General features: G+C 67.5%; 19 protein-coding genes and 1 pseudogene. 12 read left to right on the plus strand and 8 right to left on the minus strand.

Annotation, left to right across the window (positions count from 1 at the left end):
- From sucD to odhB, 3 genes are all read left to right on the plus strand, one after another.
- Nucleotides 1-876 carry a succinate--CoA ligase subunit alpha gene (sucD, locus tag AZL_RS13750; RefSeq protein WP_012975136.1) on the plus strand — a complete coding sequence of 292 codons (876 nt, stop codon included), beginning with the start codon at nt 1-3 and terminating at the stop codon, nt 874-876.
- Nucleotides 877-1122: 246 nt separating this feature from the next.
- Complete coding sequence (locus AZL_RS13755; RefSeq protein ID WP_012975137.1) at nt 1123-4074, plus strand: 2-oxoglutarate dehydrogenase E1 component; 2952 nt, start codon at nt 1123-1125, stop codon at nt 4072-4074.
- Between the two features lie 40 nt (nt 4075-4114).
- Entirely contained in the window at nt 4115-5356 is a 1242-nt protein-coding gene (gene odhB, locus AZL_RS13760; protein ID WP_012975138.1) for a 2-oxoglutarate dehydrogenase complex dihydrolipoyllysine-residue succinyltransferase, read from the plus strand.
- A gap of 198 nt (nt 5357-5554) precedes the next feature.
- Here odhB and AZL_RS13765 read toward each other — a convergent pair whose 3' ends face one another.
- Nucleotides 5555-6226, minus strand: a complete 672-nt coding sequence (locus AZL_RS13765) for a YopT-type cysteine protease domain-containing protein (RefSeq protein WP_158305979.1) — start codon at nt 6224-6226, stop codon at nt 5555-5557.
- Nucleotides 6227-6440: 214 nt separating this feature from the next.
- Between AZL_RS13765 and AZL_RS34245 the strand changes: the two are divergent.
- The 3 genes and pseudogenes from AZL_RS34245 to frc all read left to right on the plus strand — a co-directional run bounded on the left by AZL_RS34245 (nt 6441) and on the right by frc (nt 9202).
- Nucleotides 6441-7129 (plus strand): annotated as a pseudogene (locus AZL_RS34245) (IS5 family transposase).
- Between the two features lie 236 nt (nt 7130-7365).
- The gene (locus tag AZL_RS13780) at nt 7366-7821 is read left to right on the plus strand and encodes a PAS domain-containing protein (RefSeq protein ID WP_012975140.1); all 456 of its coding nucleotides are present in this window, start codon (nt 7366-7368) and stop codon (nt 7819-7821) included.
- 130 nt (nt 7822-7951) lie between these two features.
- A complete protein-coding gene (gene frc, locus AZL_RS13785) occupies nt 7952-9202 on the plus strand; it encodes a formyl-CoA transferase (protein ID WP_012975141.1) in 1251 nt (416 codons plus the stop codon).
- Nucleotides 9203-9318: 116 nt separating this feature from the next.
- Here the strand turns inward: frc and AZL_RS13790 are convergent, their stop codons facing one another.
- Nucleotides 9319-9543, minus strand: a complete 225-nt coding sequence (locus AZL_RS13790) for a hypothetical protein (protein WP_012975142.1) — start codon at nt 9541-9543, stop codon at nt 9319-9321.
- Nucleotides 9544-9683: 140 nt separating this feature from the next.
- The gene (locus AZL_RS13795) at nt 9684-10100 is read right to left on the minus strand and encodes an HRDC domain-containing protein (RefSeq protein ID WP_012975143.1); all 417 of its coding nucleotides are present in this window, start codon (nt 10098-10100) and stop codon (nt 9684-9686) included.
- Nucleotides 10101-10259: 159 nt separating this feature from the next.
- Here AZL_RS13795 and AZL_RS13800 point away from each other — a divergent pair, with 159 nt between their 5' ends.
- Complete coding sequence (locus AZL_RS13800) at nt 10260-10472, plus strand: hypothetical protein (protein WP_042443184.1); 213 nt, start codon at nt 10260-10262, stop codon at nt 10470-10472.
- Nucleotides 10473-10546: 74 nt separating this feature from the next.
- Here the strand turns inward: AZL_RS13800 and AZL_RS13805 are convergent, their stop codons facing one another.
- Nucleotides 10547-11020: a ferritin-like domain-containing protein gene (locus AZL_RS13805; RefSeq protein ID WP_042443185.1), complete on the minus strand. Its 474-nt coding sequence runs from the start codon at nt 11018-11020 to the stop codon at nt 10547-10549.
- 177 nt (nt 11021-11197) lie between these two features.
- Here AZL_RS13805 and hrpB point away from each other — a divergent pair, with 177 nt between their 5' ends.
- Complete coding sequence (gene hrpB, locus AZL_RS13810; protein ID WP_012975145.1) at nt 11198-13789, plus strand: ATP-dependent helicase HrpB; 2592 nt, start codon at nt 11198-11200, stop codon at nt 13787-13789.
- Nucleotides 13790-13864: 75 nt separating this feature from the next.
- On the opposite strand, the gene AZL_RS13815 is transcribed toward hrpB, so the two are convergent.
- Nucleotides 13865-15166 carry an NAD(P)/FAD-dependent oxidoreductase gene (locus AZL_RS13815; RefSeq protein WP_042443188.1) on the minus strand — a complete coding sequence of 434 codons (1302 nt, stop codon included), beginning with the start codon at nt 15164-15166 and terminating at the stop codon, nt 13865-13867.
- A complete protein-coding gene (locus AZL_RS13820; protein WP_042443190.1) occupies nt 15163-15789 on the minus strand; it encodes a TetR/AcrR family transcriptional regulator in 627 nt (208 codons plus the stop codon). Before AZL_RS13820 ends, AZL_RS13815 begins: the two co-directional genes overlap by 4 nt.
- 281 nt (nt 15790-16070) lie before the next feature.
- Here AZL_RS13820 and lepA point away from each other — a divergent pair, with 281 nt between their 5' ends.
- The 3 genes from lepA to AZL_RS36690 all read left to right on the plus strand — a co-directional run bounded on the left by lepA (nt 16071) and on the right by AZL_RS36690 (nt 19068).
- On the plus strand, nt 16071-17873 hold the full coding sequence (lepA, locus tag AZL_RS13825) for a translation elongation factor 4 (protein ID WP_012975148.1): 1803 nt from the start codon (nt 16071-16073) through the stop codon (nt 17871-17873).
- A 155-nt stretch (nt 17874-18028) separates the two neighbouring features.
- Nucleotides 18029-18367 (plus strand): hypothetical protein, encoded by a 339-nt coding sequence (locus AZL_RS13830; protein WP_042443193.1) that lies wholly within the window; start codon nt 18029-18031, stop codon nt 18365-18367.
- Nucleotides 18368-18519: 152 nt separating this feature from the next.
- The gene (locus AZL_RS36690) at nt 18520-19068 is read left to right on the plus strand and encodes a PRC-barrel domain-containing protein (RefSeq protein ID WP_042443194.1); all 549 of its coding nucleotides are present in this window, start codon (nt 18520-18522) and stop codon (nt 19066-19068) included.
- A gap of 49 nt (nt 19069-19117) precedes the next feature.
- Here AZL_RS36690 and AZL_RS13840 read toward each other — a convergent pair whose 3' ends face one another.
- A complete protein-coding gene (locus tag AZL_RS13840; RefSeq protein WP_012975150.1) occupies nt 19118-20206 on the minus strand; it encodes an asparaginase in 1089 nt (362 codons plus the stop codon).
- Between the two features lie 51 nt (nt 20207-20257).
- Nucleotides 20258-20506 (minus strand): hypothetical protein, encoded by a 249-nt coding sequence (locus AZL_RS13845; RefSeq protein ID WP_042443196.1) that lies wholly within the window; start codon nt 20504-20506, stop codon nt 20258-20260.
- Nucleotides 20507-20679: 173 nt separating this feature from the next.
- On the opposite strand from AZL_RS13845, the gene AZL_RS36955 reads away from it, so the two are divergent.
- Nucleotides 20680-22539, plus strand: coding sequence for a LysR substrate-binding domain-containing protein (locus AZL_RS36955; RefSeq protein ID WP_012975152.1), 1860 nt, complete (start codon nt 20680-20682; stop codon nt 22537-22539).
- The last annotated feature ends 11 nt before the right edge of the window (nt 22540-22550 follow it).

A 22550-nucleotide genomic window follows, 5' to 3' on the forward strand; every position in this document is an offset into this window, starting at 1 on the left:
ATGGCTGTTCTCGTCGATAAGAACACGAAGGTGATCTGCCAGGGCTTCACCGGAGCCCAGGGCACCTTCCACTCCGAGCAGGCCATCGCCTACGGCACCAAGATGGTCGGCGGCGTGACCCCCGGCAAGGGCGGCGCCAAGCATCTTGACCTGCCGATCTTCGACACCGTCGCCGAGGCGGTCGAGAAGACCGGGGCCAACGCCTCGGTGATCTATGTGCCGCCGCCCTTCGCGGCCGACGCGATCCTGGAGGCGATCGACGCCGAGATCCCGCTGGTGGTCTGCATCACCGAAGGCATCCCGGTGCTCGACATGGTCCGCGTCAAGCGCGCCCTCAACGGCTCCGCCACGCGCCTGATCGGCCCGAACTGCCCCGGCGTCATCACGCCGGACGAGTGCAAGATCGGCATCATGCCGGGCCACATCCACAAGCGTGGCAAGATCGGCATCGTCTCGCGCTCCGGCACGCTGACCTATGAGGCCGTCGCGCAGACCACGGCGGCCGGTCTCGGCCAGACCACCTGCATCGGCATCGGCGGCGACCCGGTCAACGGCACCAACTTCGTCGACAGCCTGGAGCTGTTCGTGAAGGACCCGGAGACCGAGGGCATCATCATGATCGGCGAGATCGGCGGTGACGCCGAGGTCAAGGGCGCGGAGTTCATCAAGGCGTCGGGCACGAGGAAGCCGGTCGTCGGCTTCATCGCCGGCCGCACGGCGCCTCCGGGCCGCCGCATGGGCCATGCCGGTGCCGTCATCTCCGGCGGCAACGACACCGCCGACTTCAAGATCGACTTCATGAAGTCGGTCGGCATCGCCGTCGCCGACAGCCCCGCCAGCCTGGGCTCCACCATGCTGAAGGTGTTCAAGGGCTGATCGCTGGCGGGCGTCGCGTCACCCGTGACGCCCGCGGCCGGCTGCCTTTGAGAAAAGAGGAGAACGGGCGGGACGCGGCCGCGCCCCGCCCGCCGCCCCTCTGGACGGACGGTCCTGGAGACCCATATGCAAGCGTCGGCGCCCATCCTGCCGGCGTTGGCACATGGGGAGCCAACGATCCCCCGTTCCCTTCCGCCTCAAAACCATCTCCCACAGGGACCCGGGCGTACGGCCCGAGGTGAAACCATGTCGGCAAATCTGGAACAGACCTCGTTCCTCTTCGGCTCGAACGCCGGTTACGTCGCCGAACTCTACGCCAGCTACCTGTCCAACCCGGCCGCTGTCGATTCCAGCTGGAACAGTTTCTTCCAGGATCTGGACGAGGATTCGCGCGCCGTCCTGGACGAGCTGCGCGGCGCGTCCTGGACCGTGTCCGATCTGGAGGACCCCAAGGCCAAGCGCGATCCCGTCGCCGAGAGCTTCATCGTCGGCGCCGCCAACGGCGCCGGCAACGGTGCCGCCGCCGCGCTGAACGGCCCCGGCAACGGCGCCATGCTGGCCCACACCCAGCAGGTCTATGGCGGCATCAGCCACCAGCAGCTCCGCGCCGCCACGCTGGACAGCATCCGCGCCCTGATGCTGATCCGCGTCTACCGCGTGCGCGGCCACATGAACGCGCATTTCGACCCGCTGAAACTGGAAAAGCGCGAGCCGCACCCGGAACTGGATCCGGCGACCTACGGCTTCGGCCCGGACGATCTCGACCGTCCGATCTTCCTGAACTATTCGCTCGGCCTGGAGACGGCGACGCTGCGCCAGATCCTCGACATCCTGGTCAAGACCTATTGCGGGACGATCGGCGTCGAGTTCATGCATATCCAGGACCCGGAAGAGAAGGCCTGGATCCAGGAGCGCATCGAGGGCGGCCGCAACCACACCGACTTCACGGTGAACGGCAAGCGCGCCATCCTGGAGCGCCTGACCGCGGCCGAGGGTTTCGAGAAGTTCCTCCAGCTGAAATACACCGGCACCAAGCGCTTCGGCCTTGAGGGCGGCGAGACGATGATCCCGGCGCTGGAGCAGATCCTGAAGCGCGGCGGCCAGCTCGGTCTCAAGGAAGTGGTGGTCGGCATGGCCCACCGCGGCCGTCTGAACGTGCTGACCAACTTCATGGGCAAGCCCTTCTCCGCCGTCTTCTCGGAATTCCAGGGCAACCCGTCGAGCCCCGAGGACGTCCAGGGCTCCGGCGACGTGAAGTACCATCTCGGCACCTCGTCCGACCGCGACTTCAACGGCAACATCGTCCACCTGTCGCTGACCGCCAACCCGTCCCACCTGGAATGGGTCAACCCGGTCGTGCTGGGCAAGGTGCGCGCCAAGCAGCAGCAGCGCCGCGACCTGGATCGCGAGCAGGTGATGGGCCTGCTGATCCATGGCGACGCCGCCTTCGCCGGCCAGGGCATCGTCGCCGAGACGCTCGGCCTGTCGGAGCTGCGCGGCTACCGCACCGGCGGCACCATGCACTTCATCATCAACAACCAGATCGGCTTCACCACCAACCCGACCTATTCGCGGTCGGGCGTGTATTGCTCCGACATGGCCAAGATGGTGCAGGCGCCGATCTTCCACGTGAACGGCGACGATCCCGAAGCCGTCGTCCATGTCAGCCGCATCGCCATCGAGTTCCGCCAGAAGTTCAAGCGGGACGTCGTGATCGACATGGTGTGCTACCGCCGCCACGGCCACAACGAGGGCGACGAGCCGGGCTTCACCCAGCCGCTGATGTACAAGAAGATCCGCGCCCACGCGACCACGCGCGAGCTGTATGCCAGGCAGCTGGTCGAGGAGAATGTGATCACCCAGTCCGAGGGCGACCAGATCACCCAGGACTTCATGAAGAAGCTGGAGGCCGAGTTCGAGGCGTCCAGCACCTACAAGCCGAACAAGGCCGACTGGCTGGAAGGCAAATGGGCCGGCCTACAGGCGCAGGGCGCCGATTCGCCCCACCGCGGCGAGACCGGCGTCGACATCGACAAGCTGAAGGAAATCGGCTTCAAGCTTTGCGACTATCCGAAGGACTTCGCGATCAATTCCAAGATCGCGCGCCAGTTGGAAGCCAAGAAGAAGACGCTGGAGACCGGCGAGGGCATCGACTGGGCGACCGCCGAGGCGCTGGCCTATGGCACGCTGGTCGCCGAGGGCACGGGCGTCCGCCTGTCGGGCCAGGATTCCGGCCGCGGCACCTTCTCGCACCGCCATGCGGTGATGTATGACCAGAACACCGAAGAGAAGTACGTCCCGCTGACCCGCGTCAGCGCGGATCAGGCGACCTTCGAGGTGCATGACAGCCCGCTGTCGGAAGCCGCCGTCGTCGGCTACGAATACGGCTATTCACTGGCCGAGCCGCACAATCTGGTGCTGTGGGAAGCGCAGTTCGGCGACTTCGCCAACACCGCGCAGACCATCATCGACCAGTTCATCTCGTCGGGCGAGTCGAAGTGGCTGCGCATGTCCGGCCTGGTGCTGCTGCTGCCGCACGGCTATGAGGGCCAGGGTCCGGAACATTCGTCGGCCCGTCCGGAACGCTTCCTGCAGATGTGCGCCGAGGACAACTGGCAGATCTGCAACGTGACGACGCCGGCCAACCTGTTCCACGTCTTCCGCCGCCAGATCCGCCGCAGCTTCCGCAAGCCGCTGGTCCTGTTCACGCCGAAGTCGCTGCTGCGCCACAAGCTGTGCATCTCCGACCTGTCGGAGATGGGTCCGGGCAGCACCTTCCACCGCGTGCTGGGCGAGACCGCCAACGATCTGGCCGCCAACGACAAGATCCGCCGCATCGTGGTGTGCACCGGCAAGGTCTATTACGACCTGCTGCAGGAGCGCATGAGCCGCGGCGTCAAGGACGTGGTCATCCTGCGCCTGGAACAGCTCTATCCGTTCCCCAAGGATGCCCTGGCGGCCGAATTCGCCAAATATCCGAACGCCGAGCTGGTGTGGTGCCAGGAGGAGCCGGAGAACCAGGGTGCCTGGCACTTCGCCGACCGCCGCCTGGAAGCCGTGCTGAAGGATGTCGGCCACAAGGCCGGCCGCCCGGCCTATGTCGGCCGCCCGGCCACCGCCTCGCCGGCGACCGGCCTGCTGAAGCGCCACAACCAGGAGCAGGCCAAGCTCCTGGACCAAGCCCTGACGGTCCGCTGACCATCACCCAAGCGAACAAGAAGACGAACGAGGATAAGAAATGGCTACCGACATCAAGGTCCCCACGCTGGGTGAGTCCGTCTCCGAAGCGACGGTCGCCCGCTGGCTGAAGAAGGCCGGCGAGGCCGTCGCCATGGACGAGGCGCTGGTCGAGCTGGAGACCGACAAGGTCACGCTGGAGGTGAACGCCTCGGCCGCCGGCGTGCTGGCCGAGATCGTCGCTCCGGAAGGGGCCAACGTCGAGGTCGGCGCCCTGCTGGGCGTCATCGCTGAAGGCGCCAGCGCCGGTGCCGTGCCGGCGGCCCCCGCTCCCGCCGCCGCCCCGGCGGCGGCGGCTCCGGCCCCGGCCGCCGCGCCCGCCGCGCCCGGCAACATCGCCGCCTCCGGCCCGGCCGCCCGCAAGCTGGCCGACGAGAAGGGCGTCGACACGTCCGCCATCGCCGGTTCGGGCAAGGATGGCCGCATCACCAAGGGCGACGTCCTCGCCGCCCCGGCCGCCGCTCCCGCCGCCAAGCCGGCCGCTCCGGCCCCGGCGCCGAAGGTCCAGTGGGCCGCCGGCACCCAGGGCGACCGTCCCCGCGCCGCGCAGGAGGAGCGCGTCCGCATGACCCGCCTGCGCCAGCGCATCGCCGAGCGTCTGAAGGAGGCGCAGAACAGCGCCGCCATGCTGACCACCTTCAACGAGGTGGACATGTCGGCGGCGATCGCGCTGCGCGCCGAGTACAAGGACTATTTCGAGAAGCGCCACAAGGTGCGGCTCGGCTTCATGTCCTTCTTCGTCAAGGCCGCCGTCCAGGCGCTGAAGGAGATCCCGGCGGTCAACGCCGAGATCGACGGCACCGACATCGTCTACAAGAACTACTATGACATCGGCGTCGCCGTCGGCACGCCGCAGGGTCTGGTCGTTCCGGTCGTCCGCGACGCCGACAAGCTCGATTTCGCCGGCGTGGAAGGCACCATCGCCGCGCTCGGCAAGAAGGGCCGCGACGGCAAGCTGTCGATGGACGAGCTGACGGGGGGCACCTTCACCATCTCCAACGGTGGTGTCTACGGCTCGCTGATGTCGACCCCGATCATCAACCCGCCGCAGTCGGCCATCCTCGGCATGCACAAGACGATGGACCGCGCGGTCGTCGTCGGCGGCAAGATCGAGGTCCGCCCGATGATGTATCTGGCGCTGTCCTACGATCACCGCATCATCGACGGCAAGGAGGCGGTCACCTTCCTCGTCCGCATCAAGGAGCTGATCGAGGACCCGCGCCGCCTGTTGCTGGACGTCTGATCCTTACAATGCCAGCGGTCATCCATGATGACCGCTGGCATCCGCGCCGACTGGCGCGGATGCGGCCAAAGCCGCTGCCATAAGGGAGCGTGGCGGGGCCCGCCGCCGCGCCTCATCAGCCAGGGACCGCAAAACGGCCCCCAGGCACCTCCGGAAGGACGCCGCAAGGCGTCCTTTTTTCGTTCCGGCGTCTTTTCCTCAGGCGAAGGAGATGCTCTGAACGACGAACTCCTTGACCCGGTAATCGATGGTCGACCCGTCCCGCGCCTCGTAATGGCGGTATCGGTCGACCAGTCCGGCGAACAGGTCGGCGGCGCTTCCGGCGGAGACTTTGAACTCGCCGTAATTGGGATCGAAGAAATACAGGTGCGATCCCAGCCCGAACGCCTTGCCGCCGGACTTGTAGCAGCAGGTCGCATGCGCCGCCCCGCGTTGCGTGAAGTGCAGGCTGACGAGGTGATAGGTGTGCGTACCGGCCGTTGCGGTGGCGATGGCTTTCGTCACCTCCTTGACGCTGTCGGGATCGGACGCGCTCATCCATTCCGTCCGCGACGACGCCACCTTGAAGCCGGCCTGGCCCATGGCCTGGTTACGGGCGCCGAGCTGCTCCGAGGCCAAATCCAGGTCGAAGTGCAGTTCGGCACGGTAAAGGCGCTGCTTGATGCTGGCATGCAGGATCGTACTGTCCTGATCGATGTATGCGATGCGGGTCTGGGGTGTCTCACCCTTGTTCGCGCGATGGCGCTTGATCCACTCCAGGCAAAGCCCGAAGCAGATTCCTTTCGTCGCCTCATGATCGTCTGGAAACAGCCGTTGAATCGGTTGGCGTTGCTTGAACGGCGCCACACAATAGCTGTCGAACGCAGCCATCCCCATCCCCTTTTCTTTCGGATCGAGCCGGCAACGGCATCGGCCTCCCGACACAACGCATACGATGCTAGGGCCTGTTGACATTCGCGTTGAGAAGAGGCTTCCGGTGGTCGTAGAAATTTGATTCAAGGCTACCAAAAGGGAGGTGGCCTTGGATCGGATTGTATTGCGAGATGATCAGTGGGAGCGGATAGCGCCGCTTCTTCCCGGCAAAGTGGGCGACCCTGGCCGCTCGGCAGCGGACAATCGCCTGTTTTTGGAGGCGGTCCTGTGGATCGTCCGCGTTGGAGCGCCCTGGCGGGACTTGCCTGCAGCGTTCGGCAATTGGAACTCGGTGTTCCAGCGCTATCGCCGATGGGCCAAGGCCGGTGTCTTCGACGAGGTCTTCGCCGCTTTATCGAGCGACGCGGACTTCGAGTACGCGATCATTGATGGCACGATTGTCCGGGTGCATCAGCACGGTACCGGCGCAAGGGGGGGACTCAGGCTCAGGCCATCGGTCGCTCTCGTGGCGGGCTGACGACCAAGATCCTGGCCGTCGTCGATGCGTTGGGGAACCTTGGGCGCTTCATCCTGCTGCCGGGCCAGCGACATGACAGCGTCGGCGTCGAACCGGTGCTGGACGGTATCGAATTCTCCGCCTTGCTGGCTGACAAAGCCTTCGACAGCAACGCCATCCGTATCTTGATCGCCGAGCGAGGCGCGGTCGCCGTCATTCCGTCCAAGGCCAACCGATCTCCCCCGATTCCCCACGACGCCGAGATGTACAAATGGCGCCATCTGGTCGAGAACTTCTTCTGCAAAATCAAAGAATTCCGACGCATCGCCACACGATACGACAAAACTGATACAAGCTTCGCCGCTGCCATTAACCTCGTCGCTACCGTCTTGGTAACACGATGAATGTCAACAGGCCCTAGGGCGGATAATCGCGGCCGCACAACCGTCCGGCGCCGCCGTCCGGCAGCCGAATCTGTTGGAGACCACGACAATTCATGACGCTCGCAAATCCTCTTGCTTCGATAATGGTATCTGGTATACCGTATCGATAATGTCAGTGCGGCACAGCCTGCGGGCGACCACCGCACCGGCTCCCCCGGCGTCCAATCCAAGAGGGGGCGGGCGCCAAGGAGATCGACATGGACCAGAAGGCAGCGGCGGGCACGCCCGCGGTTGTGGATTGCGAGCAGCTGGTGGCGGTGATCGGCGATGCCGTCATCGTGTCCGACCCGGCCGGCGCCATCACCCTGTGGAACGCGGCGGCCGAACGGATGTTCGGCCACACCGCCGCCGAGGCGATGGGCAGGTCGCTCGACATCATCATTCCGGAACGCCAGCGCCAGCGTCATTGGGACGGCTACGAAAAGACCATGGCCACCGGCGAGACACGCTACGGCCATGACCTGCTGCGGGTTCCGGCGGTCCACAAGGACGGGCACAGCCTGTCCATCGCCTTCACCGTCGCGCTGTTGCGCGGGACCGACGGTGCGGTGAGCGGGATCGTCGCCGTGGTGCGGGACGAAACCGCCCGCTGGACCGAAGAGCGAAAATTACGCCGGCGCCTCGCCGAACTCGAAGCGGCCATACCCGGCTGACGGCGGCACGCGGCGAATCCCGGCCGGTCACCGCCCCCGACGTCCCATTCTTCGGGCGGTGACAGGCCGGACCACAGAGCAAGTCAAAGAGACAAACGGAAACAACGGGAAATAAGGGAGTCTTGCAGTCATGACCAAGCCGCTCGAAGGCATCAAGATCATCGACTTCACCCATGTGCAGGCCGGCCCCGCCTGCACCCAGCTTCTGGCCTGGTACGGCGCGGACGTGATCAAGGTCGAGCGTCCGGGCGCCGGCGACGTCACCCGCAGCCAGCTGCGCGACATCCCGGGTGCCGACGCGCTCTATTTCACCATGCTGAACAGCAACAAGCGCTCCCTGACGCTGGACACCAAGACGGCCGAGGGCAAGGAAGTCCTGACCCGCCTGATCAAGGAATCCGACGTTCTCGTCGAGAATTTCGGCCCCGGCGCGCTCGACCGCATGGGCTTCAGCTGGGACAAGATCCGCGAGCTGAACCCCGGCATGATCGTCGCCTCTGTCAAGGGCTTCAGCGACGGCCACCATTACCAGGACCTGAAGGTCTATGAGAACGTCGCCCAGTGCGCCGGCGGCGCGGCGTCGACCACCGGCTTCTGGGACGGCCCGCCGACCGTGTCGGCCGCGGCGCTCGGCGACAGCAACACCGGCATGCATCTGGCCATCGGCATCCTGACCGCCCTGATGGCCCGCACCAAGACCGGCAAGGGCCAGAAGGTCGCCGTGTCGATGCAGGACAGCGTGCTGAACCTCTGCCGCGTCAAGCTGCGCGACCAGCAGCGCCTGGACCGTGTCGGCTATCTGGAGGAATACCCGCAGTACCCGCACGGCAAGTTCTCCGACGTGGTTCCGCGCGGCGGCAATGCCGGCGGCGGCGGCCAGCCGGGCTGGGTGCTGAAGTGCAAGGGCTGGGAGACCGATCCCAACGCCTACATCTACTTCACCATCCAGGGCCATGCCTGGGCGCCGATCTGCAAGGCGCTGGGCCGCGAGGAGTGGATCGACGATCCCGCCTACAACACCGCCGAGGCGCGCCAGGACAAGATCTTCGACATCTTCGCGATCATCGAGGATTGGCTGAAGGACAAGACCAAGTTCGAGGCCGTCGACATCCTGCGCAAGTACGACATCCCGTGCTCGCCGGTTCTGTCGATGAAGGAGATCGCCAACGACCCGTCGCTGCGCGCCAGCGGCACGGTGGTGGAGGTCGACCACAAGGTGCGCGGCAAGTACCTGACGGTCGGCAGCCCGATCAAGTTCTCGGACATGACGGTGGAGGTCACCGGTTCGCCGCTGCTCGGCGAGCACACCGACGAGGTGCTGGCCCAGCTCGGCTACAACAAGGACCAGATCGCCGCCATGCATGACGCCAAGGTGGTCTGACAGCGGAGAGGGGGAGGCGACTCCCCCCTCAAGAAACGGCCCCCATGAAACGGAAACGGCGCCCCATCCGGGCGCCGTTTTCTTTTGCGGATTTCGCGGGCGGGCCGTCCCGCCGCCTATCCGGCTTTTCCAGCCCGGTCGAGATCATTCAGAATCTCTCCCGCCCGGTCGGTCAGGGTATGCGCCAGCCGGTCATACCGGCGGTTTCCGGTCATCTGGGCGCGCTGTGCAGCTTCCGCCCCCAACCGCGCCAGTTCATGGGCCATCTTCCGATAGTCGGGGGCGGTGATCCACACCGCGTCCACCGCGACATGCCCACCGGGAGGATCCTTTGACGCCACGACCGCCTCACCCGCCAATTCCAGTGATTCGCCGTGATCCTGACATGGCGAGGGATTGGAACCAACCGACGCTTAGGTCAGCCGCCGCACGGTCTTTGGCTGTGGAGGGCCCCGCCGAACCGGATAGAGTCGGCGGCGGATCAGTCGATCAGCAGGTCGAGCGTCGAGCGGACGACCTGGACGATCTCCCCGCCATAGGACGAGTTGGCCAGGCCGCGGGCGTTGACGATGATCGCCAGCTCATGCTCCGTCGTCGGGGCGAAGCGGGCGATTTCCTGCACCACCTCGTCGGGCAGGATGGCCTCGCGCGGCACGCTGGCCTGAAGGGCGACCTTGTCGCGCCAGCTGTTCAGCGCGGCGGCGATCGCCGCCTCGATCTGCTGCGATTCCTCCTTGCGGCGAAGGTCGGTGAACAGCACCAGCACCCGCCACGCGCCATCGGCATAGGCGGTTTCGATGCGCTGGACCTCGACCGTCCGCAGAAAGGAGGAAAGCTGCGCCTGAGCCTCTTCGGCGGCGGCGTCGGGAATGCTGAAGGTGCGGATCTCGGTGCTCATCGCCCAACCCTGCTGTGAGGCTGTTCAGTCGGGATGGGAGCCTACACAGAAATGGCGCCCACGGCAAATCGGGACCTACCCCGTTCTTTCCGCCTTCCGATTAAACCACTTTTTGATTATGGTTTTGGCGTCGGGCTAGGCGCAACAGGAGACGGATGCATGGCTTCCATCATGATCAAGAAGGCCGGCGAGGGGCTGGTCTCGCAGGCTCACCGCAACGCCGACGTCGGCCCGACCAGCGGCAGCTCGGTCGTCTACGAAATCCAGAATGTGCCGGGCGGCGTCAGCGTCGACGACGTGATCGCCGCCTTCAAGACCTACCAGCCGGCCGACAAGGTGTACGAGATCGACTGGTCCGCCCTGGCGAAATAAGCGACTGGCCCGCCTGGAAGATCCCCTCTCCCCAAGGGGGAGAGGGGGATTCCGGCGATTGAGGGGCAAGTATTTCACCCCTGCAAGGCCGGATAACGCTTGGCCCACACCTCCAGCTGGGCGACATGCTCGGCCTCCTCGGCGGCGAATTCCTCGGCCATCATGCGGACCTCGGCGTCGGTGGTGGTCTTCGCCACCTCGGCATAGAAGGCCTGCCCGCGCCGCTCGCTGTCGAGCGCCAGCTCCAGCGCGTATTCCACCGTCATCAGATAGTGCGAGCCCTCCATCGAGGTCGCTTCCGGGCTGTCGCCGTCCGGCCATTGGAACTCTTCCGGCGCCAGATCGGGGATCTTGCGGAAGCCCGACCGTTCCCGCGCCTCGGCCAGATGCAGGCGCGAGAATTTCGCCATCTGGGCGAAGAAGGCCGCGACCTCCTGGTTGCCATAGGTCTTCATCGCCTCCGACAGGTCGGAGAAGCGGGTGGCGGCGTCCTCCTCCAGCGCGCAGGCATGGGCGAGGAACAAGGCGGCGTCGTGGATATCGGTCATGGGTCCCTTTGAGGTGCGAATAAGCCAGACGACGACAAAACCATACATTTTCTGCGGTCATCGGTCGTGTCCCGCCGCATCCCACCCCGCCCCTGCGACCTTTTGGCGCGCGCTTTATCCTCCCCTGCCCGAAAACCATTGCCTTTCGCCCCGGTTCGCGGCAGCAGACTTCCCCTCATGAGCAAGCCCGCCTTCCCCGCCCTGCCAATCGATCCCGTCCTGCCCGCCCTGCTGGAGGCGCTGGACCGCCGCGGCACCGCCGTGCTGCAAGCCCCGCCCGGCGCCGGCAAGACGACACGGGTGCCGCTGGCCCTGCTCGACGCCGGCTGGCTGAAGGGCCGCAAGATCCTGGTGCTGGAGCCCCGGCGGCTCGCCGCCCGCGCCGCCGCCCGCCGGATGGCGGCGATGCTGGGGGAGGCGGTGGGCGAGACCGTCGGCTACCGCGTCCGCCTCGACACCAAGGTCGGCCCGAGGACCCGGATCGAGGTGGTGACCGACGGCCTGTTCCTGCGCCAGCTTCAAGAGGATCCGGAGCTTCCCGCCGTCGGCGCCGTCCTGTTCGACGAGTTCCACGAACGCGGCATCGACAGCGACCTCGCCCTTGCCCTGGTGCAGGAGGCGCGCGGGGCGCTGCGCGATGATTTGCGCCTTGTCGTGATGTCGGCGACGCTGGACGCCGCCCCGGTCGCCACTCTTCTCGCGGACATGCAAGGGCCCGCCGCGATGGTGACCAGCAAGGGCCGCGCCTACCCGGTCGAGACCCGCCACCTCGACGCGCCAACGCCCACAGGAAGACTGGATGGCGCCCGCATCGAGGACGCGGTGGCCGCCGCCGTCCGCCGCGCGCTCCGCGAGGAGCCCGGCAACGCCCTGGTCTTCCTGCCCGGCGTCGGCGAGATCCGCCGCGTCCAGTCCCTGCTGGAACAGTCCGAGCTGGGACCGGACGTCATCCTCGCCCCGCTCTATGGCGACCTGTCGGCCGAGGCGCAGGACCGCGCCATCGCTCCGACCCCACCCGGCCAGCGCAAGATCGTGCTGGCGACCTCGATCGCCGAGACCAGCCTGACCATCGAGGGCATCCGCATCGTGGTCGACAGCGGGCTGATGCGGGTTCCGCGTTTCGACCCGCGCGGCGGCATGACCCGGCTCGCGACGGTGAAGGTCAGCCAGGCCTCGGCCGAACAGCGCCGCGGCCGCGCCGGCCGTCTGGAGCCCGGCGTCTGCTACCGCCTGTGGCCGGAGGCGACGCACAAGGCGCTGGCCCCCTTCACCACGCCGGAGATCGCCGACGCCGACCTCGCCCCGCTGGCGCTGGAGCTTGCGGTGTGGGGTGTCCGCGACCCCGCCGGCCTGTCCTGGCTCGACCAGCCGCCGGCCGCGGCGATGGCCCAGGCGCGCGAGCTGCTGACCGGCCTCGGCGGTCTCGACAAGTCCGGCGCCATCACCCCGCACGGCCGCCGCATGGCCGGCTTCGGCGTGCATCCGCGTCTGGCCCACATGATGCTGGCCGGCAAGGCGATGGGCCAGGGCGCGCTCGCCTGTCTGGTCGCCGCCCTGCTGGGCGAGCGCGACATCGTCCGCTCCCAACCGGGCTTCCGCGATGCCGACCTGCGCCTGCGCGTCGATCTGCTGCGCGGCGAGGAGCGCGGCGGCTTTGGCGCGGCGCGCGGCCTCGGCGTCGACCGCGGCGGCGCCCAGCAGGCGGTCAAGCAGGCGCGGCAGTGGCGCCGCCAGCTCGGCGTGCGCGACGATGACGCGATGGACTCGCAGGCCGTCGGCCTTCTGGTGGCGCTGGCCTATCCCGACCGCATCGGCCAACGCCGCCCCGGCGGCCAGGGCGGCGGCCAACCGGGCGGTGTGGCGGCGCAATATCGCCTGTCGGGCGGGCGCGGCGCCTATTTCCAGCAAGCCGAGCCGCTGTCGGCCGAGGAGTGGCTCGCCATCGCCGACCTCGACGGCGCCGCCCGCGAGTCGCGCATCTTCCTGGCCGCCCCGGTGACGCTGGCCGATCTGGAGGAGAGCTTCGCCGACGACATCCGCAGCGAGACCATCGTCGCCTGGGACGCGCGCGAGCAGATGGTGCTGGCGCGGCGGCGGCGCATGCTGTTCGCGCTGATCCTGAAGGACGAGAAGCTGGCCAAGCCGCCGGCCGAGGCGATGACCGCCGCGATGATCGAGGGCATCCGCGCGCTGGGCCCGGCCTGCCTGCCCTGGACCGACGAGCTGCGCAAATGGCGCACCCGCGTGATGTTCCTGCGCGGCCGCGAAGGCGACGCTTACGACTGGCCCGACCTGTCCGACGACGCCCTGATGGACGGTCTGGAGGCGTGGCTGGCCCCCTTCCTCGACGGCGTGTCGCGCCGCGCCCATCTGGAGCGCATCGACCTGTCGAGCGCGCTCCGCGCCCTGCTGCCCTGGGAGTTGCGGACCCGCCTGGACGCCGAGGCCCCGACCCATGTCGAGGTGCCGAGCGGCTCCCGCATCCCCATCGACTATGACGGCGAGGAGCCGGTGCTGGCGGTGCGGTTGCAGGAGATGTTCGGCCTGGCCGAGACCCCGCGCATCGCCGGCGGCCGGGTGCCCTTGCTGCTGCACCTGCTGTCCCCCGCCCGCCGCCCGGTCCAGGTCACCCGCGACCTCGCGAGCTTCTGGGCCAACGCCTACAAGGCGGTGAAGGCGGATTTGAAGGGCCAGTACCCGAAACATTACTGGCCCGACAACCCGCTGGAGGCCGAGCCGACCGCCAGGGCGAAGCCGCGGGGACGGTGACTTCGCCCCCCTTCATCCCCACGTACCCCCTCCCGTCACCCTCCATCCCCCCTCTCCCAACCGGTCTTCTTCCCCTCAGGTGATGCGGATCGAGGGTTGGGTGAGGGCATTGAGGCGTTCGGCCAACCACAGCAGCCCCGCATGCGCGGGACCATGCAGGGCCAGTTGATGCCGTCGGTACAGGGCTGCGTGGCTCAGCTGCGCGAAGCGCCCTTCAACGAACCCACCGGGGAAGAGGCCGAAGCGTCCCAAAGTGCCGAAGGCATTGTATTCGCCGAGCGACACCAGGGCGCCCAGATCCCGGAAGACGAAGGGGGGAACCGGCCGGCGCTCACTCACCCACGACGGCAGATGCGCGACGAGATGCAGCGCCTGCTGATTGGCGACCTGCGCCGTCGATGGCAAGGGACGCTCGGCACCCTCCGGGATGAGGCTGCTGCAATCCCCGACGGCGAATATGGCGTCGTCGTTCCGGGCCTGGAGGTTGGGCGCCACCACGATCTGGCGTGCCCGGTTGAGTTCGAGGCCGCAATTTCCGACCGCCTCGGACGCACGGATGCCGGCGGCCCAGACCTTCAAATCCGCCTCGATCCTTTCCCCGCTTTCCAGGCGATAGCCGCCGGCGTCGGCACCGACGATCTTGACCCCGACACGGACATCGACGCCAAGCCCGCGCAGTTGCTCGGTGGCGGAAGCGGCAACCCGCTCGGGAAATGCCGCGAGGATGCGCGGTCCGCTTTCTAGCAGGGTGATGCGCAGGCGGCTCCGGATGTCCACCTCGCCATACCCTCCGGCCAGTTCGACCATCCTGGTCAGTTCCGCCGCCAGTTCGACGCCGGTCGCCCCGCCGCCGCCGATGGCGATGCGGATCCCGTCGCCATGGAGGAAGCTGCGGCCGACATGGGTGCGCAGTTTGTCGTTGAAGGCGTCGGCTTCCCTTTGGCTGTCGATGAAATGGCAATGCTCGGCGACGCCGGGAATGGCGAAATCATTGGCGCGGCTGCCCGTCGCGAGGATCAGAAGGTCGTAATCGAGGTCCCGCGCATCGGCGATCGTCTCGCCGTTCGCCCGCAGCGGCGCCAACCGGAGTCGTCGCCCCTCGCGATCGAGGCCCGCCATCTCTCCGGGGATATATTTGAAGTGATGCGAACCGGCATGGACGAGGAACTGGACCTGCTGCTGGTAGATGTTCCAGGTGCCGGCCGCGAAGGTGTGCAGCATCGGCTTCCAGACATGGGTCGGGCTGCGGTCGATCAGGCTGATCTGTGCGGTTCCCCGACTGCCCATGACATGGCCGAGGCGCGTCGCCAGGATCAGCCCGGCGACGCCCCCGCCGACGATGCGGATGTGGGGAATGGCGGAAGACGACGGCTTCATGCGGTGGGTCTCCACAGGATGGTAAGGACCGCCTTGATGGATCGTGCGATCCGCGGCCGATCGATCGCCGGGCTGTAGACCGAACGCAGGGTCAGGCCGGAGAGCAGCAGGGCGAAGATTTCCAGGCGCACGCGACTCTCCGGGTCGTCGACGTCCGCAATCGCCGTTTCCCCCCGTGCCTTGGCCAGGGCGGCGAACTGCTGGGCCAGCCGGCGGTCGCTCTCCTGCAACATCGCCGCGACCCGCGGGTTTCTTGCACCTTCCGAGGCGATCTCAAGCATCAGCGCGACACGTTGAGGGTCGAGGATACGATTCAGGAGCTCATCCATGAGCCGATGCATCGTATCCAGGAAGTCCCCTTCCGCCTCATCCTGCTTAAGCAACTGCGTAAGCTCGGAGAAGTTGCCCTCCTCCTGCTTGACGATCGCCTCGACGATCGTCTCCTTGCTGTCGAAATAGTGATAGATATGGCCTGAACTCATACCGGCCGCCTGCGAGATGCGGGCGATGCTCGTGCCATGGAACCCTTCCCGACGGAAACACTCGGCTGCCGCATCGATAACTTGGCGGCGGCGCGTGTCGGCCTTGGGTTCGGTCCTCGGTTCGGCTTTCTGCGGCCTCATCACGATGCCTTTCCTGACGTCGTCCGTTGCCCGGCAAAGTTAGAATGCTCACTCTATAAAATTAGAGTGGTCATTCTAGAATGAATGGTCAACCTATTCTTCCGGAGTATCGGGAGATTGAACACCCCGCCGAAAAACGTTCCATCCCGTTCCACCCGCCCAGCGTCCCGCCACCCCGCGACCGCCCATACGCCCTCCGCCGCGCCCGCCGACACACCGTCATTGCGCCCATCCCCCGTCCGCCCTATGTTCCCGGCAAACTCTCGCTTGTCCGGGCCCCGATGACTGACCTCTCGCACATCCGCAATTTCTCGATCATCGCCCACATCGACCATGGCAAGTCGACCCTTGCCGACCGGTTGATCCAGCAGTGCGGCGGCCTCGACGCGCGCGAGATGCGCGAACAGGTGCTCGACAGCATGGACATCGAGCGCGAGCGCGGCATCACCATCAAGGCCCAGACCGTCCGCCTGCTCTACAAGGCCGAGGACGGCAAGCAATACACCCTCAACCTGATGGACACCCCCGGCCACGTCGACTTCGCCTATGAGGTCAGCCGGTCCTTGTCCGCCTGCGAGGGCTCGATCCTGGTGGTCGACGCCTCGCAGGGTGTGGAGGCGCAGACGCTCGCCAACGTCTATCAGGCGATCGACAACAACCACGAGATCATCCCGGTCCTCAACAAGATCGACCTGCCCGCCGCCGAGCCCGACCGGGTCAAGCAGCAGATCGAGGACGTGATCGGGCTCGACGCGTCGGACGCGGTGGAGATCTCGGCCAAGTCCGGCCTCAACATCGGCGCCGTGCTGGAGGCGGTGGTCAAGCGCCTGCCGCCGCCCAAGGGCGACGCCGACGCCGCCCTGAAGGCCCTGCTGGTCGACAGCTGGTACGACCCCTATCTCGGCGTCGTCATCCTGGTGCGCGTCGTCGACGGCGTGCTGAAGGTCGGGCAGAAGGTGCGCTTCATGGCCGCCGGCTCGGCCCATGACGTCGACCGCGTCGGCGTCTTCACGCCGAAGGCGCTGCTGACCGGAGAGCTGCGGCCGGGCGAGATGGGCTTCATCACCGCCGCGATCAAGGACATCACCCTGACCAAGGTCGGCGACACCATCACCGACGAGCGCAAGCCGGCGACCGAGGCGCTCGCCGGCTTCAAGCCGTCGGTGCCGGTGGTGTGGTGCGGCCTGTTCCCGGTCGATGCCGCCGATTTCGAACGGCTGCGCGACAGCCTCGGCAAGCTGAAGCTGAACGACGCCAGCTTCCATTACGAGGCGGAGACGTCGGCGGCGCTGGGCTTCGGCTTCCGCTGCGGCTTCCTCGGCCTCTTGCATCTGGAGATCATACAGGAGCGGCTGGAGCGCGAGTTCAACCTCGACCTGATCACCACCGCGCCGTCGGTGGTCTACAAGCTCCACATGACCGACGGGTCGGTGCAGGACCTGCACAACCCGGCCGACATGCCCGACGTGGTCAAGATCGACCGCATCGAGGAGCCGTGGATCAAGGCCACCATCATGCTGCCCGACGAGTATCTCGGCGGCATCCTCCAGCTCTGCACCGACCGGCGCGGCCAGCAGATCGAGCTGACCTATGCCGGCAACCGCGCCATGCTGATCTACCGCCTGCCGCTGAACGAGGTGGTGTTCGATTTCTACGACCGGCTGAAGTCGATCAGCCGCGGCTATGCCAGCTTCGACTACCAGATGGACGGCTATGAGGAGGGCGACCTCGTCAAGATGGCGATCCTCGTCAATGCCGAGCCGGTCGATGCCCTGTCGATGATCGTCCATCGCGGTCAGGCCGAGCGCCGTGGCCGCCAGCTCTGCGAGCGGCTGAAGGAGCTGATCCCGCGCCAGCTGTTCAAGATCGCCGTCCAGGCCGCCATCGGCGGCCGCGTCATCGCCCGCGAGACGATCAGCGCCATGCGCAAGGACGTGCTGGCCAAATGCTATGGCGGCGACATCAGCCGCAAGCGCAAGCTGCTGGACAAGCAGAAGGAAGGCAAGAAGCGCATGCGCCAGTTCGGCCAGGTCGAAATCCCGCAGAGCGCCTTCATCGCCGCGCTCAAGATGGGCGACGAGTAAGGAATACGGAAAGGCGGGCTTCGGCCCGCCTTTTATGTGCCGCTTTCTTGCCAAAAAGTTGACGTTTATAGGCGCCGATCAACCCTGGAACGCAAAAACGCCGCATTCTCCGGCCAAGACTGCGCCGCATAAAAGCAGCGCAAGGGGTAACCGCGATGAGGCTGGTGGTTGCGTTCGGCGTCCTGTCGGTGGCGATGGCGCTTTCCGGCTGCGCCTCGACGACGAACGGCAAGGTCCAGGCCTTCGGCAACGGGACCGGCAGCGAAAACGGCAATTACGTCCAGCGGGCGGCTGGCGAGACGCGCGGCCCGGCGGGGGAGCGTTGCACCGTCTTCACCTGGGACCGCCCCGTGTCCAAGGATTTTGCCGTCCGCCTGACATCAGAGTCCTGCGACTCCCGGGCACATCCCTTCTGGATGGACAGCAGGGAACTGTCCAGAACCGTCATCCCGCTGTCGCAGAGCAATGTCGAAAGCGGCGTGACCGATCCTTGAAAACAGGATGGCCGAGGCCGCCCAGGACCGGGACCGGCCGGTTTCTTCAGCTTCGCCGGAAACAAATCCGGCGCTTGCGTGTCCTCTCTCATGGGGACGGCGCAACGCCTGCGCGGCGCCTCCCCCTTTGTGGTTCACTCCGGGAGGATGACATGCGCAAGTTTCTCGCCGCCGCGGTTCCGGCCCTGCTGCTGATGGCCGCCGCCGCGCCCGGCCATGCCCAGACCGGCCACGCCCAGGGCAGCAGCGCCTCGGCCAGGGCCAACGCGGCCGCCACCGGTGCGATGGACGGCGGCGCCCGCGACGTCCAGGCCAGCCGCGACATGATCGGCAAGCGGGTGGTCCATCGCCATGGCGGCCCGGTCGCCGGCACCATCCAGAACATCACCGCCGACGCCCAGGGCCAAACCATGGTCGAGTTGAAGCTCGCGAAGTCCGGTCAGACGGTCCTGCTTCCCCCGGCCTCCTTCGAGCGGCGCGGCCGGCAGATCATCGTCATGCAGGACCAGACCGAGCTCCAGCAGCTCGCCCAGTACAGCAGCCAAGCCACCACCGGCTATGGCGGCTCGATGGGCGGGACCATGGGAGGCCAAATGGGCAGCGGCTCCATGGGCGGCTCCATGGGCGGCTCGATGGGTACGCCGATGGACGGCACTCCGGATCGCATGATGACGCCGACCCAGCCCCCCATGGGCCAGTAAGGATACCGGACGGGGGAGGCCGCCCCGGCCTCCCGCCGCCCGATGGAGGTCACGCCCCGATCACCGTCAGTTCCCCCGCCCGGGGCACCAGCATCGCCGCCTTGACCGCCGTCGCGTCCAGACCGTCGGCGAACAGGCAGACCAGCTTGGCGTAGCTGGCTTCCGGCGTCATGTCATAGGCGCCGATGGCCCCGATGGCACCCAGACCGGTGGCGTAGGCGCCGGGCAGCACCGCGCCGCGCCGCACCTGGGTGTTGTCCATCAGCACGACTCCGGCCGCGACACCAGCGGACAGCGCGCCGAGGAAGTCCGGATCGGTCGGGCCGTTGCCCTCGCCGAAGGCCAGCAGCACCGCCCCCTTCGCCGCCGGGCTGGTGCCGGTCAGCATCGCCGACACCGTGCTGGCGCGGATGCCGGGATGGAGCCACAGCATGACCACCGAGAATTCCGCCAACGCCGCCGGCAGGAGGGCCAGCGCCGCCAGCCGCTTCGCCCGGTTCTCCGCTTCGGCCAGCGAGACGTCCGCGCCCGGCATCGGCAGCCAGTAAGGCTCGTTGCGGGCGACCACGCTGCCGATGGTGGCGAGCGGCGGGAAATTCGGCGAATCGAAGCCGGCGAAACGGTTGGCGTCGATTTTGGACGAGCGGTTGCCGCGCAGCAGCCTGGTATTGAAATAGACGCTGACTTCCGGCACCGGCAGGGTGCCCGCCGCGACAATAGCGCCGACCAGATTGGCCGGCGCGTCGCTCAGCGTGAAGGACAGCGGCACCTGCGACCCGCTGAACACCACCGGCTTCGACAGGCCGGGCAGCAGGAAGGACAGGGCCGAGGCGCTGTAGGCCATGCTGTCGGTTCCGTGCAGCACGACGAAACCGTCATACTGATCGTAGATGGACAGCAGCCGTTCGGCGATGGCGACCCAATCCGCCGGGGTCATGTTGGAACTGTCCAGCGTGCGGTCGAACCAGCCCATCGTCCAACCGAGCCCGTCATAGCCCCGCACGCCGTGATCCGACAGGCCCGGCATCGCCAGGACGAGCCGTTCGAACTCGGCCCCCGGCACCGGGGCGAGCGCGCCCTCCGCGTTGGCCACGCACCCGATGGTGCCCCCGGTGTACAGAACATAGACCCGCGCCATCGCTCCCCCCTTCCCTGTCCGGTATCGGCGGCAGGATAGGCGGAGGCCGCCCTACTTCTCAAGGCACAGCCGGGCCGGCAACACAGGCGGCCTGCGGGTCGAGACCGGCGCCGGCGCCGCCACCGGGACGGGGCGGGACGCCGGGGCGGTGGACGGGATGATGGCCGGGATGGCGACCGGAACCGGATTATGGGCGAGGCGGAAGCGCCGCGGCTCCGGCACCTCCGGCGCGGCGGCGGCGGGTGGGTCGATGCGGGCGGCCCCGAGAACCACGCTGGTCCAGGCGGCGAACAGCGGCATGATCGGACACTCCGGAAGGTTCGGGCAAAAGCTCCTGGGACCGACAATGGGCCGCGCCGCACTCCCCTGGAAACGAATAGGCATTATGCCGTCATCACGATCCGTGATGACCCCGACGTTGCGAACGGGCGGGCGCTCTGTTTGAATGGGAGGCAATCCTTCCGGTCGACCCCATGCCCGCCAATCTCGATACAGACCTGCTGCGCGCCTTCGTCGCCGTCGCCGACAGCGCCAGCTTCACCCGCGCCGGTGAAAGGCTGGGCCGCACCCAGGCGGCGGTCAGCCAGCAGGTGCGCCGGCTGGAGGACATGGTGGGAAAGCGCGTCTTCGAACGCGACACCCACGGCGTGCGCATGACCCGTGACGGCGAGGTGCTGCTGGCCTATGCCCGGCGCATGCTGACCCTGAATGACGAGGTGATGGCGCTGATGCGGCGCGGCCCGACGGTGGCCAGCGTCCGCATCGGCACCCCCGACGATTACGCCACCATGCTGCTGCCCGAGGTCCTGGCCCGCTTCAACGCCGCCTATCCCGAGGTGATGGTGGAGGTGGTCTGCGACAACAGCCCCGATCTGGTGGCGGAGATCGAAAAGGGCCGCTACGACCTGGCACTGGTCACCCGCAAGGCCGGCGAGGACGGCGGCGAGCTGGTGCGGCGGGAACCGGTGTCCTGGGTCGCCCCGCCGCTGGATGCCGCCCCACCGCAGGACTCACCGTCGGGGCACCGTCCGGTGGAAAGCCTCGACCCGCTGCCGCTGGCGCTGTTCCCCAAGGGCTGCGTCGTGCGCGACCTCGCCGTCGCCGCGCTGGACGGGATGGGGCGCGACTGGCGCGTCGCCTTCACCAGCAAGAGCGTCGTCGCCGTCCATGGCGCGGTGATGGGCGGGCTGGGGGTGACGGCGATGGAAGCCTGCACCGTCCCGCCGACCCTGCGCCGCATCGGCCCGGCGGAGGGCTTCCCCGACCTGCCCGACGTCGATATCGCCCTGCACCGCGCCCGCGGCACGGCGCCGAAGCCGGTACGGCTGCTGGCCGACGCCATCCACGACCTTGTCGGCGGACAGAGGCTGGGACACCGGAAGCCGGGCCCGCGAAGGCCGGGCGGCCTGCCGGCGGCTCTGGCCATCCTCCTCGCCTGTGCCGGGACCCTGCCGACCACCCCGCCGGCACGGGCGCAGAGCCCCGTCGCCATCGGCGCCCCCTTGACCGGCGAGGTGGTGCTGAACCGTGACATCGAGGTGCGGATCGGCCCCAGCGAGGATGCCCGCATCGTCATGACGCTGAAGCAGGGCAAGGCGCTGAACGCGCTGGGCACCCCGCGCGGCACCTTCTGGACGGAGGTCGCCATCGGCGGCCAACCCATCGGCTATGTCCCCGCCGATTCGCTGGACCCGGCGCTGATGGTCACCGGCCGCCCGGCGGTCGGCGGCGAAGGGCCGCGACCGCCCAAGCCCGGCTCCCCCGCCCAGCCGGCGGACACCGCCCCATCCCACCGCAGCGCCGCCGTGGTGCCGCGCGCCGCCTGGGACAAGGCGGCCCAGACCCCGGCGGAGGGCTATGTCGTCGCCGCCGGCCCGATCGCCGCCACCGAATTGCTGACCAACCGCAAGCGGCGCGGCTTCACCCTGCGCAAGGGCGACGTGGTGGCGCTGATCGGGGCGGCGAATGGCGAGGCGACGCTGGCCCTGCCCGCCGGCACCCGCGCGCTGGCGCCGGTCCAGGGGCTGGTCGGGGTGGTGGCGCCCTATCCGCTGCCCGGCATGCCGCCGGTGGAACCCGGCATGCTCTATGGCATCAAGCTCGGTGAATATGTCAGCTACGCCGAGGGTTCCCGCGCCTGGAAGGAGTTCACCGCCGGGCCGGGCACCGCCTATCGCGACCTGCCGCCGATGGTGTGGCCGGTGTTCCGTAAGGGGAAGCTTCTCTACGAGGTCGGGGTGGCTCCCTTCACCCGCTTGCAGGTCGACACCGCCTGCGGCACGCTGGCTCAACGCGGACTCGATTGTACGGTGATCGAACTGGATACGTTTTGATGACCGTCCCG

This window comes from Azospirillum sp. B510 (assembly GCF_000010725.1).
In the GTDB taxonomy this organism is placed as follows: domain Bacteria; phylum Pseudomonadota; class Alphaproteobacteria; order Azospirillales; family Azospirillaceae; genus Azospirillum; species Azospirillum lipoferum_B.

Bases quoted from the DNA above. Each gene is read 5' to 3' on its own strand.
- sucD (WP_012975136.1), top strand. From the start codon at position 1: ATGGCTGTTCTCGTCGATAAGAACACGAAGGTGATCTGCCAGGGCTTC.
- AZL_RS13755 (WP_012975137.1), top strand. From the start codon at position 1,123: ATGTCGGCAAATCTGGAACAGACCTCGTTCCTCTTCGGCTCGAACGCC.
- odhB (WP_012975138.1), top strand. From the start codon at position 4,115: ATGGCTACCGACATCAAGGTCCCCACGCTGGGTGAGTCCGTCTCCGAA.
- AZL_RS13765 (WP_158305979.1), bottom strand. From the start codon at position 6,226: ATGGCTGCGTTCGACAGCTATTGTGTGGCGCCGTTCAAGCAACGCCAA.
- AZL_RS13780 (WP_012975140.1), top strand. From the start codon at position 7,366: ATGGACCAGAAGGCAGCGGCGGGCACGCCCGCGGTTGTGGATTGCGAG.
- frc (WP_012975141.1), top strand. From the start codon at position 7,952: ATGACCAAGCCGCTCGAAGGCATCAAGATCATCGACTTCACCCATGTG.
- AZL_RS13795 (WP_012975143.1), bottom strand. From the start codon at position 10,100: ATGAGCACCGAGATCCGCACCTTCAGCATTCCCGACGCCGCCGCCGAA.
- AZL_RS13800 (WP_042443184.1), top strand. From the start codon at position 10,260: ATGGCTTCCATCATGATCAAGAAGGCCGGCGAGGGGCTGGTCTCGCAG.
- AZL_RS13805 (WP_042443185.1), bottom strand. From the start codon at position 11,020: ATGACCGATATCCACGACGCCGCCTTGTTCCTCGCCCATGCCTGCGCG.
- hrpB (WP_012975145.1), top strand. From the start codon at position 11,198: ATGAGCAAGCCCGCCTTCCCCGCCCTGCCAATCGATCCCGTCCTGCCC.
- AZL_RS13815 (WP_042443188.1), bottom strand. From the start codon at position 15,166: ATGAAGCCGTCGTCTTCCGCCATTCCCCACATCCGCATCGTCGGCGGG.
- AZL_RS13820 (WP_042443190.1), bottom strand. From the start codon at position 15,789: ATGAGGCCGCAGAAAGCCGAACCGAGGACCGAACCCAAGGCCGACACG.
- lepA (WP_012975148.1), top strand. From the start codon at position 16,071: ATGACTGACCTCTCGCACATCCGCAATTTCTCGATCATCGCCCACATC.
- AZL_RS13830 (WP_042443193.1), top strand. From the start codon at position 18,029: ATGAGGCTGGTGGTTGCGTTCGGCGTCCTGTCGGTGGCGATGGCGCTT.
- AZL_RS36690 (WP_042443194.1), top strand. From the start codon at position 18,520: ATGCGCAAGTTTCTCGCCGCCGCGGTTCCGGCCCTGCTGCTGATGGCC.
- AZL_RS13840 (WP_012975150.1), bottom strand. From the start codon at position 20,206: ATGGCGCGGGTCTATGTTCTGTACACCGGGGGCACCATCGGGTGCGTG.
- AZL_RS13845 (WP_042443196.1), bottom strand. From the start codon at position 20,506: ATGCCGCTGTTCGCCGCCTGGACCAGCGTGGTTCTCGGGGCCGCCCGC.
- AZL_RS36955 (WP_012975152.1), top strand. From the start codon at position 20,680: ATGCCCGCCAATCTCGATACAGACCTGCTGCGCGCCTTCGTCGCCGTC.